This window comes from Bradyrhizobium sp. LCT2 (assembly GCF_009931255.1).
Lineage (GTDB): Bacteria > Pseudomonadota > Alphaproteobacteria > Rhizobiales > Xanthobacteraceae > Bradyrhizobium > Bradyrhizobium diazoefficiens.
This window is the reverse complement of the sequence record NZ_CP034432.1, coordinates 4943662-4957292: the sequence shown is the minus strand read 5'-3', so window position 1 is coordinate 4957292 and position 13631 is coordinate 4943662. Positions and strand designations below refer to the sequence as shown.

Annotated in this window: 11 protein-coding genes; 4 read left to right on the top strand and 7 right to left on the bottom strand. The window is 64.1% G+C overall.

Annotated features, from left to right (window positions below):
* Nucleotides 1-320 precede the first annotated feature (320 nt).
* Nucleotides 321-2507: a lytic transglycosylase domain-containing protein gene (locus EI171_RS23915; RefSeq protein ID WP_038967239.1), complete on the top strand. Its 2187-nt coding sequence runs from the start codon at nucleotides 321-323 to the stop codon at nucleotides 2505-2507.
* 84 nt (nucleotides 2508-2591) lie between these two features.
* Here the strand turns inward: EI171_RS23915 and EI171_RS45800 are convergent, their stop codons facing one another.
* Both EI171_RS45800 and EI171_RS23905 read right to left on the bottom strand, forming a co-directional pair.
* Complete coding sequence (locus EI171_RS45800; RefSeq protein WP_231166487.1) at nucleotides 2592-2756, bottom strand: hypothetical protein; 165 nt, start codon at nucleotides 2754-2756, stop codon at nucleotides 2592-2594.
* 397 nt (nucleotides 2757-3153) lie between these two features.
* The gene (locus EI171_RS23905; RefSeq protein WP_236842062.1) at nucleotides 3154-3525 is read right to left on the bottom strand and encodes a hypothetical protein; all 372 of its coding nucleotides are present in this window, start codon (nucleotides 3523-3525) and stop codon (nucleotides 3154-3156) included.
* 710 nt (nucleotides 3526-4235) lie between these two features.
* Here EI171_RS23905 and EI171_RS23900 point away from each other — a divergent pair.
* The 3 genes from EI171_RS23900 (at nucleotide 4236) to EI171_RS23890 (ending at nucleotide 7815) form a co-directional block, all read left to right on the top strand.
* Complete coding sequence (locus EI171_RS23900; protein ID WP_161534834.1) at nucleotides 4236-6680, top strand: PAS domain S-box protein; 2445 nt, start codon at nucleotides 4236-4238, stop codon at nucleotides 6678-6680.
* A complete protein-coding gene (locus tag EI171_RS23895; RefSeq protein ID WP_011087542.1) occupies nucleotides 6677-7342 on the top strand; it encodes a response regulator transcription factor in 666 nt (221 codons plus the stop codon). The genes EI171_RS23900 and EI171_RS23895 overlap by 4 nt, the downstream gene beginning before the upstream one ends.
* An 86-nt stretch (nucleotides 7343-7428) precedes the next feature.
* The gene (locus tag EI171_RS23890) at nucleotides 7429-7815 is read left to right on the top strand and encodes a response regulator (protein WP_161534833.1); all 387 of its coding nucleotides are present in this window, start codon (nucleotides 7429-7431) and stop codon (nucleotides 7813-7815) included.
* 69 nt (nucleotides 7816-7884) lie between these two features.
* On the opposite strand, the gene EI171_RS23885 is transcribed toward EI171_RS23890, so the two are convergent.
* From EI171_RS23885 to EI171_RS23865, 5 genes are all read right to left on the bottom strand, one after another.
* Nucleotides 7885-8856 carry a tripartite tricarboxylate transporter substrate binding protein BugD gene (locus EI171_RS23885; RefSeq protein WP_161534832.1) on the bottom strand — a complete coding sequence of 324 codons (972 nt, stop codon included), beginning with the start codon at nucleotides 8854-8856 and terminating at the stop codon, nucleotides 7885-7887.
* A gap of 208 nt (nucleotides 8857-9064) precedes the next feature.
* The gene (locus EI171_RS23880) at nucleotides 9065-10306 is read right to left on the bottom strand and encodes a threonine synthase (RefSeq protein ID WP_028171821.1); all 1242 of its coding nucleotides are present in this window, start codon (nucleotides 10304-10306) and stop codon (nucleotides 9065-9067) included.
* Between the two features lie 229 nt (nucleotides 10307-10535).
* Nucleotides 10536-11957 (bottom strand): dihydrolipoyl dehydrogenase, encoded by a 1422-nt coding sequence (lpdA, locus tag EI171_RS23875; protein WP_161534831.1) that lies wholly within the window; start codon nucleotides 11955-11957, stop codon nucleotides 10536-10538.
* Between the two features lie 17 nt (nucleotides 11958-11974).
* Nucleotides 11975-12208: a hypothetical protein gene (locus EI171_RS23870; protein WP_028171820.1), complete on the bottom strand. Its 234-nt coding sequence runs from the start codon at nucleotides 12206-12208 to the stop codon at nucleotides 11975-11977.
* A gap of 8 nt (nucleotides 12209-12216) precedes the next feature.
* Entirely contained in the window at nucleotides 12217-13572 is a 1356-nt protein-coding gene (locus EI171_RS23865; protein ID WP_161534830.1) for a pyruvate dehydrogenase complex dihydrolipoamide acetyltransferase, read from the bottom strand.
* Nucleotides 13573-13631 lie beyond the last annotated feature (59 nt).

The window sequence follows — 13631 nt, the reverse complement described above, 5'->3', positions numbered from 1 at the left end:
GGGGCAAAGGCTGAAAGGACGGGTCAGGGAACTCAATACACCGGATTTCAGCCCGGGAATACGCGCAATCTGGCCCTTCACGGCGCCCTGGACCGTGCGCAACCGTCGCCGGAGCCTTATTCGTTAACAAAGGTTAAAGGGGCCTATTCTATTCCCCGTTGCAAGAGTTCCCGCCTTCCATCCGTATTTTGCCGCATTGTTGCGACAGCGTGACAAATGCGAAACGATGCCGTGGCATCGTTTTCGGCGTCACTTTGATTCTCGAGCCGCATGTCGTCGCGGACTTTGGTTTGTACTGGTTTCGCAGGGGGGACCACGGAATGAACCAGTGCCTACGCTCGCTCGCGTGTGTCGTTGCCGTGGCCGCCTTGGCTCTCCTTCCGACGGAGCTGGCGGCGAAAAGCAGTCACAAACCGTCCGCGTCGAAGAAGACGCATGAGGCGAAAGCCGGCAAGCAGCGCCACGCCGCGGCGAAATCGCGCCATGGCAAGCACGCCGAGGCGAAGCGCAAGCCGAAGAAGCAGGACGACGAGCCGTCAGACAAGCCGGCAGCGCCGCCGCTGACCGGCGACCTCGCCGCGCTGAAGGACGCGATCGATCTCGCGCGCAAGGGCAAGACCGATGACGCGAGCGCGGCGCGCGACCGCATCGCGGATCCCGCCGGGCAGAAGCTCGCCGACTGGTTCATGCTGCGCCATTCCGAGAGTACCGCGAATTTCAAGCGCTATGCCGCCTTCCTCGCCGCCAATCCTGACTGGCCGAGCAGCGCGCTTTTGCGCCGGCGCGCCGAGGCGCGGCTGTGGCAGGAGAAGACCGACGCGGCCACCGTGCACAAATTCACCATGGACCGCCCGAGCAGCGCCAAGGGCAAGTTCGCGCTCGCCCGCGTGCTGCTCACTGAAGGCGACAGCGACAGGGCCGCGCGGCTCGTCCGCGAGGCCTGGCGCACGGACGAATTGTCGGAGCGCAGCGAGGAAGATTCCTACGAGGCGTTCCGCGATCTCCTCACCGCCGACGACCACCGCGCCCGCATGGACAAGCGGCTCGGCGCCAAGGACTATGCCGGCGCAAGGCGCGCGGCAAAACGGCTCGGCGAGGATGCGCTCGCGATCGTCAAGGCCTGCGCCGCCGTCACCGGCAAGGCCAACAAGGCCAAGGACTATCTCGATGACGTTTCGACCGAGGCGCGCCGCGATCTCGGCTATGTGCTGTGCCGCGCGCAATGGCATCTCCAGAAGGACCGCATCGACGATGCGGCCGAGGTGATTTTGGCCGCCGCACCCGACGCCATGGCGGCGCAGGACACCGACGCCTGGTGGCGCGAGCGCCGTTTGCTCGCGCGAAAACTGCTCGACCAGGGCAAGTTCAAGACCGCTTACGACGTGGTGCGAGCGGCGGCCGTGCCGGCGATGGAGGTCTACCGCGTCGACTACCACTTCATGTGCGGCTGGATCGCGCTGCGCTATCTCGACGATCCCAGGACGGCGATGATGCACTTCGCCGCGATCGACGAAGGCTCGGCCAATCCACTCGCGCTGTCGCGCGCCCATTACTGGCGCGGCCGTGCCGCGGAAGCGATGGGGGCGCCGGCCGATGCGCGCCAGAGCTATCAAGCGGCGGCGCGCTACCCGACCGCCTATTACGGTCAGCTCGCCCGCGCCAAGCTCGGCCTCGACCGCATCGAGCTGCGCCCGCCCTCGCCCGTGCTGGCCGCAGCCGACCCGCAAGCCCTGGACGAGCGCGTGCGCGCGGCCGACATGCTCTATGGCATCGGCGAGCGCGACACGGTGTTCTACTACGCCGAGGATCTTGCCAAGGAGAGCACCGACGTCGCCGCGCTCGAAGGCCTCGGCGAGCTGGCCGGACAGCGCAACGATGCCCGCGTGATGCTGGAGGTGGGCAAGTCGGCGCTTGCGCGCGGGCTCGCGCTCGACCATTACGCCTTCCCGACCATCGGCATCCCAGAGCACAAGCAGGTCGCACCCGCGATCGAGACCAGCGTGATCTATTCGGTGGCGCGCACCGAGAGCTCGTTCGACCAGCGCGACAGGTCGGCTGCCAACGCGGTCGGGCTGATGCAGGTGACGCCGGAAGCGGGCCGCGACACCGCAAAGCGCTTCGGCCTGACCTATGACTGGGACAGGATGGTCTCCGATCCCGTCTACAACACGCAGATGGGGGCGGCCGAGCTCAGCGCGCTGCTGTCGGAATATCGCGGCAACCAGATCATGACGTTCGCCGGCTACAATGCCGGCCGCGGCCGCGTGCGCGAATGGGTGCAGGCGCGCGGCGACCCCAGGGATCCCAAGGTCGACCCGGTCGACTGGGTCGAGCGCATCCCGCTGTCGGAGACGCGCAATTACGTCCAGCGTGTGATCGAGAACGTGCTGGTCTACCGCGCGCGGTTCGAGAGCAGCGGCATGGTCGCCGCGAAATCCGAGCAGCGCGTCACGACACAGGAAGTGAGCGCGGCACCAACGGTATCGGCCGCAGCCCCCTCGCCCTAGCCTCGCGACCGCCGGGGCTGGACGCGGCGCGGGGCTTGACGCGGTGACTGCGGCCGACGACTCTGCGCGGCCTGCGTCGTTCAGCTAGCCGTCACCTCCTTCCGTGGTCAGAAGGTCGTGGGCGCGCAGATATGCCTCGGTCAGCGAGCGCGAGAGCGCGCCCATCTGCATCATCCAGCTCCAGCTCGAGATCGCCGCCAGCACCGCGATCACCTCGAGCGAGCTGCGGTAGGGCCACAGCAGTTCCATGGCGGTCTGCTGATCTCGACGGTAGCAATCCTGGTCGCAATAACGCTCTTGCTTGGACACGTGCCGGACGTAGCTCGAACCCAGCGGCCGGGCGCACGCGCTGCAGACGGCGCCGTGGCAGGGACGTTCCTGATTGACGAGCATGAATCGCAATGCCGTGTCCTCTCCTGCCGGCAGGCGTACCCGCCGATGCGTCTCGTTCGCCTGTCTGCTCAAGATGCGGCGCGCGTACGTTCCTCAATCAACGGTGCCCTTTCGTGCTGAAGCGCGTAGCATTCGTAGCCGCAGTAGGGCAGCAGCGTCCTGACATCACGCAAGTAGCTGCCGCTGATCTCCTCGCAGCACCAAAGGCAGAACGTCTTGCGGAAAGGGGTTCGGCCGTTCACCAGTATGAACCTCACGTGGCACCTCCGAGCGCGAAGCAGTAGACCGTGTCGACCAGAGAGGCGGACGGCGGCGGGGCGCAAAGATGGTTGCGGCCGTCGGGATTATCCCTGTTTCGTTCCACCTTCTGGGACGGAATGAGGATGTACTTCCCGTCTTCCCGGCGCCGTGCGTAGATCCTGCCTTCGACGTACCGTACCTCTGTCGGATAGCAATCCGCGCTGTTGCAGCAACTCAGCACCGGATTGTCGGGCATGTGCCAGTTCGAATAGAACTTCTCGTGCAGGAGCTGATCCTGGGGCGGATGATGACGATGCGCACCATCCTGTCCAAACTCCTCGGCCTCCACGCCGGTCATCGACGGAAGCGACAGCGCGATCGTCAAGAGGAGCTTGCAAGCACGGTTCAGCACACAGCCTCCCGTTCAGAATTGCGGAATTCACGCCGCCTGAAATCGAAACAACCATCGGCGGTCGCGCTCGCGGCGCGCCCTGAAGCGATCGAGACACTTTCTGGAGCACAGCGGCGTTCGCCAGGAATAATATCGGATCAGGCCAAACTTGCCGTTGCAGACAGCGCAGCCCTTTACATCATGACCGCGCTCGGAGTGTTCAGGCCTATCGCACATCATGCTCTCCTCCTGTCTCTCATGATCGTGGCTGCGCTCGTACGCTGGTGCACGGCCATCCACGCTCGTTTTTTGAAAATGCGGCCTCTCAATCACGACCCGCCAATCATGCGGCAACTCGGGGCAACGGACGCAGAGCTTGGTTCTATGAGCAGCACATCGCGCAAATCGCTGGCTTGTGCCTTGCACATCGCGTCCCCTCGATTGGTCGTGAGACTAGTCCGCACGCAACGGACCGCTCAATTGTACGGAGGTAAATGTGCGCTATGATTAGGAATGCGCGAGCTATACGTAGGTTTGTCCCGTAGTTTTCCGGCCCTTCGCCTTCAATTAGACGAGGCAAAGCCAGCTGGCTGCACGGCAACCGCGAGTTTCGGTGGGCGGATTCCACTTTAGTCGGAAGGAATTGCTCCCCTTGTTGCAAAGTGCTCTACTTGCCTTGGCCTCAGCGAGCCGGGACGCCTGCGATGATGCCTGGCCAGATCGCGAAATTTGGGAATTCGGCAGCACAATTCCTGCTCGGCGGCCTTGCCGCGCTTCGATCGTTCGGCAACGGCGAGAAGGACGCGTCCGCGGTCGCAGATGACTCGCAGCAAGACACCGCCGATCTACGCGACGCCGTGAAGCAGTGGCGTGAGGTATTCGAGCACAATCCGGTCATGTATTTCATGGTCGATCCGGCCGGAACAGTGCTCAACGTCAATACGTTCGGCGCCGCACAACTGGGCTACACGCCGGCCGAGCTGATTGGCCAGTCCGTGCTCAACGTCTTCTTCGAGGAGGACCACGACGCCGTCCGTCGATGCGTAGCGTTGTGCCTGGAAACCCTGGACCAGTCGCATACCTGGGAGATTCGCAAGTTCCGGAAGGACGGCTCAGTCCTTTGGGTCCGTGAGAACGCCAAGGCGATGCTGCGCGGCGATGGAACGCCGATCGTGCTGGTCGCCTGCGAAAATATCACCCAGCGCAAGGAAGCGGAGGATGCGCTGCGGCAGAGCGAAGCCTACCTCGCAGAGGCGCAGGAACTGAGCCGCACCGGCAGCTTCGGCCTGGACGTCGCGACAGGCGCGATCGTCTGGTCAAGGCAAACCTTTCGCATCTTCCAGTGCGACCCGGCGGTGCAGCCGACCTTGGATTTCGTCTTCCAGCGCATCCATCCGGAAGATCGCGATGCGGTCAGCAGGACGCTCGATCGGGCCGCCCGACGAGCAGAGGATTTCGACCATGAGTATCGCCTGCTGATGCCGGATGGATCAATCAAATATCTCCATTCCGTGGCGCGCGCGCTGAGACACGGATCCGGGTGCATCGAGCTTGTCGGGGGCGTCACTGACGTCACGGTTGCAAAGGAGGCCGAGCAGCGGCTGCGTCGCAGCGAGGCCTATCTGGCCGAGGCCCAGCGGCTCAGCCATACAAGCAGCTGGGCCTGGGATGTGCGCCGTCAGGAGTTTGCATACCGTTCGGCTGAACTCTACCGCCTGTTCGGATTTGAGCCGAACCAGATCGATGTACCGGCACGGGCTTTCCAGGAACGCATCCTCCCCGAGGATTTCCAGCGGATCATCGAGGTGGAACGTCAGGCCCTCCGGCGAAGGAAGCCCTTCGAAATTGACTTTCGCATTGCGCGCCCGGACGGCTCGATACGACGAGTTCATACCGAGGGACATCCCGTCGTCGGCAGCGACGGCGAAGTGACGGAAATTATCGGTACCCACGTGGACGTCACCGAGCAGGTCGCCGCAAAAGAAGCACTTCAAAGGGCATTTGACGAGCTCAAGGCATCCGAGCAGCGATTCCGCGACTATGCTGAAACCGCATCGGACTGGTTTTGGGAGACCGGGCCGGATCACCGTATCACGAAGATATCGGAACACTCCGATCCGGCCAGTGCTGCGCCGACGGCCTTGATCGGCCTGACGCGGTGGGACATTCCGCCCGATGCCGAGCTCGAGCCCGGAAAGTGGGAGCAGCATCGCGCGACGCTCGACGCCCACCTCCCGTTCCGCGATCTGGTTTACCGCGGCAGGGATCGCAACGGCTCTCCAATTTACGTGCGCACCAGCGGCAAGCCCTTGCATGACGCGGACGGTCATTTTCTCGGCTATCGAGGCGTCAGCAGCGATGTAACGGCGGCGATCCGCGCGGAGCAGGCTGAAGATGCGCTGCGCAAGGCACAAGCCGAGCTCGCCCATGTCACGCGCGTCACGACGCTTGGCGAACTTACCGCCTCGATTGCCCACGAAATCACCCAGCCTCTTGCCGCCGTGATCTCCAATGCGGACGCCTGCATCGCTTGGCTCGATCGCGAACCCGCCGACTTGAAGGCCGCGCGCCGTTCCGCAGAATGGATTGTCGAGGACGCCAATCGGGCCAGCGAGGTGATCCGCCGGATCAGGGCGCTCGCGAAGAAAACCGAGATCGAAGTGGTTTCTCTCGACATCAACCAAGTCGTCCGGGAGGCGGTGGCGCTCGTTCGGCGCGAGCTCGCGACCCATGGGGTGTCGGTGCGGATGGAGTTGGCGTCCGACCTGCCGAGGATTTGCGGCGACCGGATCCAGCTCCAGCAGGTGCTGATCAACCTGGTGATGAACGGCATCGAAGCCATGCAAGCCAATGTCGACCACCCGCGCGAACTGGCGATCCGCTCGAGCCTGACGGACGACGACGACGACGACGATGACGACCGCCTGCTCCTCACCGTGACGGATCGCGGTGTCGGCCTCGGCAAAGACGTAAAGGAGCGCATCTTCACCCCCTTCTTCACGACGAAGTCGGGCGGTCTGGGGATGGGACTCTCGATCTGCCGATCGATCATCGAGGCTCACGCGGGCCGGCTTTCGGCCTTTCAAAATGAGGGGAGCGGTGCAACATTCCAGATCGCCCTGCCCTTGCCGCACAAGGACACGTCGTGACCGACAATGCCAAGCAGGCCCAGGCGAGCGCAGGTGACCCGATCGTCCGGATCGTCGATGATGATCCGTCGATGCGCCGCGCGCTGACCAATCTCTTTCAATCGGTCGGCCTTAAGGTCGAGGCCTTCAGTTCGGCGGCGGAGATCATGGAAGCCCAACCGCCTGCGGTCCCCAGTTGCCTCGTGCTCGACATCCGTCTGCCAGGATCGAGCGGCCTCGACCTCCAGGCGGACCTCGCCAAGGCCAATATTCACACGCCCATTATCTTCATCACCGGTCATGGCGATATTCCCATGACCGTGAGAGCCATGAAGAGCGGTGCCGTCGATTTTCTGACCAAGCCGGTGCGCGACCAGGACATGCTGGATGCGGTGCAGGCAGCGATCGAACGGGATCGCAGGCGGCGCGATGCCGAGAAGTCGATCTCGGGCGTGCGATCCCGTTTCGAGGGGCTGACAGCGCGCGAGCGCGACGTGCTCGCCCTGGTTGCATCCGGCCTGATGAACAAACAGGTCGCCGCCGAACTTGGATTGGCCGAGATCACCGTGAAGATCTATCGCGGGCAGATCATGCGGAAAATGGGGGCGAAGTCATTGGCCGATCTCGTCAGAATGACCGACGCGCTCGGAATCCCGCGCAACAGGGGTCACCTGCAAACCTAAGTATGCTTTCCAATCCCGCTCCGGGGGCTCACTTTCCGCAAGCGGCTGAACCGTGCCCGGCGGCTCCCCGTTCAGGAGCGATCATATTGTCAGTGCCCTCGATCATTTCCGTCATTGATGATGATCCCTCCGTTCGCCTTGCGACGAACAACCTCCTGACGTCGCGCGGATACACGGTCTACACCTTTGGTTCCGCTCACGAATTTCTTCAATCCGCTGAACTGGACACGACCTCCTGCGTAATCGCCGACGTGCAGATGTTGGCGATGAGCGGTGTCGAGCTGTTGACGCATATGCGCAGCCTCGGGCGCATCACGCCCTTCATCTTCATGACGGCTTTTCCCGACGAGGCCGTGCGCGACCGCGCGCTGAAGGCCGGCGCGACCTGCTTTCTCGCGAAGCCGTTTTCCACGCCGAAGCTGCTTCAATGTCTGGAGGCGGCCCTGACGGGGGCGAATGAAGCCAAGTTGTAACGCGGCCGCGCCTGCCCCTCAGGCCGCGGCTACTCGTCGTCGTGGCGACATACGAAGCGGCAAGGTGCTCTAATCCACCTTGATATTCGCCGCCTTGATGATCGGCCACCATTTTGCGATCTCCGCCTTCTGGCGGGCGCCGAGGGCTTCAGGGGTGAGCTGATCCCGCGGCGTCATCTCCAGGCCCTGGCTTTCGAGCTGCTTCTTCACGGCGGGATCGTTCAGGGCCTCCACGGCGGCGGCGTTGAGCTTGGTCACGATCTCCTTCGGCGTGCCCTTCGGCACCCACATCCCCGACCACAGCGTCATGTGGAAGCCTTTCAGGCCCGCCTCCTCCGCGGTCGGGATGTCGGGCGCCGAGGACAGGCGCTTGTCGTCGGTGACGGCGTAGGCACGGATGGTGCCGGCGCGGACCTGGTTGATGGAGTTGGAGGTCTGGTCGACGATGACGTCGATCTGGCCCGCGATGAGATCGTTCAGCGCGGGCGCAGTGCCGCGATACGGCACGTATTGCAGCTTGATGCCGCTGACACTCTCGAAATAGACCCCGGCGATGTGGCTGCCGGAGCCCGCACCGGCCGTGCCGGCGGTTGCCGCCGACGGCCGCGACTTGAGCCAGTCCAAAAGCTCTTTCAGCGACGTCGCCGGGACCGCGTTCTTGCTGACGACGATCATGGGGTTACTCGGCAACAACACCACCGGTTCGAGATCGGCGACGAGATCGTAGTTGAGCTTGTAGACGGCGCCGTTGGCCACATGGGTGCCGAGATGGCCAAACGAGATGGTGTAGCCGTCTGCCGGCGAATGCACGGCGCGACCGACGCCGATCGAACCGCCGGCGCCGGTGACGTTCTCGATCACCAGGGGCTGGCCGAGCGTCGTCCGCATCCGTTCGGCGAGCACGCGCGCCATCGCATCCGACGGGCCGCCGGCCGCGAAGGGAACGATGATGGTGATAGGATGCGAGGGATAGTCGTCGGCGCGCGCAGCGCCGGTAAGAGCGAGAATACCGATCAGCCCGGCCCAGACGGCCTTCGTCATTGTGTTCTCCCCAGCAATGTCATTGTTGTTTTTCTTTACCTCGCCCCGCTTGCGGGGAGAGGTCGAATTGCGAAGCAATTGGGTCAGCGGGAGCCTCCGCGAGCCCATCTGCCACCGTGTTCGCGCGGAAGCAGGCCTCTCACCCCAACCCTCCCAGCGCGAGCGAAGCTCGTCGCGCCCCCGTAAGAACGGGGAGAGGGAGAGATTTCTAGAACTGCGAGAAATCGATCGGCTTGTGACGATCGAGCGTGCGGGTGACCGGCGGCAGCGGGTATTTCAGGCCGGTCGCGCAGTTGAACAACATCACGCGGTCGGTCTTGCTGACGCGGCCGTCGGCAAGGCTTTCCTTGTAAGCGGCGTAGGTCGCGGCGCCCTCGGGGCACAACAAAAGCCCCTCCTCGCGCGCGACCTCGTTCAGCGCCGCCGAGATCTTGTCGTCGTCGACCGCGATGGCAAAGCCCTTGCTCTCGCGCACCGCGCGCAGGATCAGGAAATCGCCGATCGCCTGCGGCACGCGGATGCCGGACGCGATGGTGTGGGCGTCCTCCCAGCGCGTCGCATGCTCGGTGCCGGCATCGAAGGCGCGCACCATCGGCGCGCACCCGGAGGCTTGCACCGCGACCATGCGCGGGCGCTTCGAACCGATGAAGCCGATCTTCTCGAGCTCGTCAAAGGCCTTCCACATGCCGATCAGGCCAGTGCCGCCGCCAGTCGGATAGAAGATCACGTCGGGCACGTCCCAGCCGAGCTGCTCGGCGAGCTCGAGGCCCATCGTCTTCTTGCCTTCGATGCGGTACGGCTCCTTCAGCGTGGAGGTGTCGAACCAGCCGACCTTCGCCTTGCCCTCGCCGACGATCTTGCCGCAATCGTCGATATAGCCGTTGACACGGTAGACGGTCGCACCCTGGAGCTCGATCTCGCTGACGTTCACTTCCGGCGTATCGGCCGGGCAGAAGATCGTGGTCTTGATGCCGCAGGAGGTCGCGTAAGCCGCGAGCGCCGCACCGGCATTGCCGTTGGTCGGCATCGCCATGTGCTTGATGCCGAGCGCCTTGCCCATCGACACCGCCATCACCAGACCGCGCGCCTTGAACGAGCCGGTCGGCAGGCGTCCCTCATCCTTCACGATGATCTCACCGCCGCCCAGCTTTTTTCCGAGCTTCGGCAGCCGGATCAGCGGCGTCGTCACCTCGCCGAGCGAGACGATGTCCTTGCATTTGCGCACCGGCAGCAGCTCGCGATAGCGCCACATGTCAGCGGGGCGTTCCTTGAGCGCATCCTTGGTCAGCGCCTTCTTCACGCCCGCGAGGTCGTAGCGCACCAGCAGCGGCTTGCCGGCTTTCGAGAGGTTGTGGACCTGGTCGGCCGCGTAGTGATCGCCTTCCATCGCGCATTCGAGATGGGTGACGAAGGTCGGGCGTTCGATGGTGAGGTTGTCGTTGTCGTGCATGGGTTGGCCCTCTTCTTGTTCTGTTCCGTTCATTACGTGATCCGTCACCTTGAGGCGCGAGCCATGCGGCGCATCGCGCCGTATGGTGAGCCTCGAAGGGCGACGAGACCGGCTGCATCTCGGCCGCTCATCCTTCGAGGCTCGGCCAACGGTGCTCCGCACCGCCGGCCTCACACCTCAGGATGACGGGACTGCTCAGAGCGCCCTCGACGCCGCAGTCCCCCTTCCCTCAAATATTCAACACTCGCCCATAAGCATCCAGCACGGCTTCCTTCATCATCTCCGACAGCGTCGGATGCGGGAACACGGTGTGCATCAGCTCTTCTTCCGTCGTCTCCAGATTCATGGCGACGACATAGCCCTGGATCAGCTCGGTGACCTCCGCGCCGACCATGTGGGCGCCGAGGAGCTGACCGGTCTTCTTGTCGAAGATCACCTTGACCAGGCCCTGGTCCTCGCCGAGCGCGATGGCCTTGCCGTTGCCGACGAAGGGGAAGCGGCCGACGCGGATCTCGCGGCCGTTCTCCTTGGCCTTGGCTTCGGTGAGGCCGACCGAGGCGACCTGCGGCTGGCAATAGGTGCAGCCCGGGATCAGGTTCTTGTCCATGGGATGCGGATGCAGGCCCTTGATCGCCTCGACGCAGATCACGCCTTCATGCTCGGCCTTGTGCGCCAGCATCGGGGGGCCCGCGACATCGCCGATGGCGTAGATGCCGGGGACGTTGGTCTTGCCGTAACCGTCGATCACGATGCAGCCGCGATCGGTTTTGACACCGAGCTTTTCGAGGCCGAGGCTCTCGATGTTGCCAACGACGCCGACCGCCGAGATCACGCGCTCGAACTCGGCGGTCACAGGCTTGCCCTTGCCGTCGTCGATGGTGGCGACGACGCTGTCGGCCTTCTTCTCGAGCTTCGTCACCTTGGTCGAGGACAGGATCTTGATGCCCTGCTTTTCGAAACGCTTGCGCGCAAGGCCGGCGATCTCGGCGTCCTCGACCGGCAGGATCTGCGGCAGCACCTCGACCACGGTGACGTCAGAGCCCATGGTGTGGAAGAACGAGGCGAATTCGATGCCGATCGCGCCGGAGCCGACGACCAGCAGCGACTTCGGCATCCGCTCCGGCACCATCGCCTCGAAATAGGTCCAGATCAGCTTCTTGTCGGGCTCGAGCCCCGGCAGCACGCGCGGCCGCGCGCCGGTCGCGACGATAATGTGCTTGGCCTGGTAGGTCCCCTCGCCCAGCGCGCCCTTCGGCGCTTCGACGTCGGACTTCTTCACAGTGACCTTGCCGGGCGCGTCGATCGAGGCAGCGCCCCAGATCACGCTGACCTTGTTCTTCTTCATCAGGAAGCCGACGCCGTCATTCAGACGCTTCGAGACGCCACGCGAACGCTGCACCACAGCCTTCGGGTCGAACGAGACCTTCTCGGCCGACAGGCCGTAATCCTTGGCGTGCTGCATGTAGTGATAGATCTCGGCGGAGCGCAGCAGCGCCTTGGTCGGGATGCAGCCCCAGTTCAGGCAGATGCCGCCGAGGTAGGACTTTTCGACGATCGCGACCTTGAAGCCGAGCTGGGCGGCGCGGATCGCGGTGACATAGCCGCCGGGACCGGAGCCGATGATGATGATGTCGAAGGATGTATCGGCCATGGCGGCTCCCGTTCAACTCAAGCGGTCGTTGCGCCGCGGGCGCGGCGATTGAGGATGTAAGTTCTGATCAGCCATTCCGCGAGGATGACCGCCGCCATGACGGCGATGATCACCAGCGCAATGGGTCTCCAGATGTCGCGCGACAGTCTCTCTCCGGCAAAGAAGGCAGATTCAATGATGTCGCGGCCGATCGGGCTGAGCGTCAACACCAGCGAGATCACCATTGAGATCCAGGGCCAGCGCGTCCGCATGCGCCATCTCAGACCATCATCATGACCGGATTTTCGATGAGCTGCTTGAACGCGCCGATCAGCTCGGCGCCGAGCGCGCCGTCGATGGCGCGGTGATCGCACGACAAGGTCACGCTCATCATGTGCGCGATCTCGATCTTGCCATTCCGCACCACGGGCCGCTCTTCGCTGGTGCCGACCGCGAGGATGGTGGCATGCGGCGGGTTGATCACGGCGGTGAAGTGGCTGATGCCGTACATGCCGAGGTTGGACACGGCGGTGGTGCCGCCCTGGTATTCCTCGGGCCTGAGCTTGCGCGAGCGGGCGCGCGCGGCAAAGTCCTTCATCTCGTTGGAGATGGTGGAGAGCGTCTTGGTCTCCGCTTTCCGGATGATCGGCGTGATCAGGCCGCCGGGCATCGCCACGGCAACGCCGACGTCGGAATGGTGATGCTTGACCATGCCGCTTTCGGTCCAGCTCACATTGCAGTTCGGGATCTTCTGGAGCGCGACCGCCATCGCCTTGATGACGAAGTCGTTGACCGAGATCTTGTAGAGCGGCTTCTTCTCCTTGTCCTTGGGAGCGGCCGCATTGATCTCCTCGCGCGCGGCGAGCAGCTTGCCGATGTCGCAGTCGATGGTGAGGTAGAAATGCGGGACGTTCTGGATCGACGCAGTCAGGCGCTGCGCGATCGTGCGGCGCATGCCGTCGTGCGGGACGATGTCGTAGGAGCCGGGCTCGAACAGCGACAGGATCTGCTTGTCCGACATGGTCGGCGCGATCGAGGGCGCGGATGACGGCGCCGCGGCGGGCGCCTTGAGGCCCTTGCCGGACTTGGCCTGCTCGACGTCGCGGGCGACGACGCGGCCGTGCGGGCCGGTCCCTGTCACCATCGACACGTCGATGCCGGCGTCCTTGGCCAGACGTCGCGCCAGCGGCGATGAGAACACGCGGCCGCCATGGCCGTTGCTCTGAGCAGCCGGTGCGGCAGCCTGCGGCGCGGGTGCGGCGGCGGGCGGCGGTGCAGCCTTGGGCGCAGCAGGTGCTGTCGCGGGAGCTGGCGCAGCAGCGGGAGCATCCGTGGCTTTCGGCGGCGCGGCGGAGGCGCTGGGCTTGGCGGCACCAGCGGCCTTCACATCCTCGCCCTCACCGGCCAGCACGGCGATGACGTCGTTGACCGGGACGTCCTGCGTGCCTTCGGGCACCAGGATCTTGGCGATCGTGCCCTCGTCGATGGCCTCGACCTCCATGGTCGCCTTGTCGGTCTCGATCTCGGCGATGACATCGCCGGATTTGACCTTGTCGCCTTCCTTCTTCAGCCACTTGGCGAGGTTGCCCTTCTCCATCGTCGGCGAGAGAGCGGGCATCAGGATGTTGATGGGCATGCTGACCTCAAGAAGAACTTTGCAAAACGTCGTCTCCGACAGCGAAGACGAACAGACCA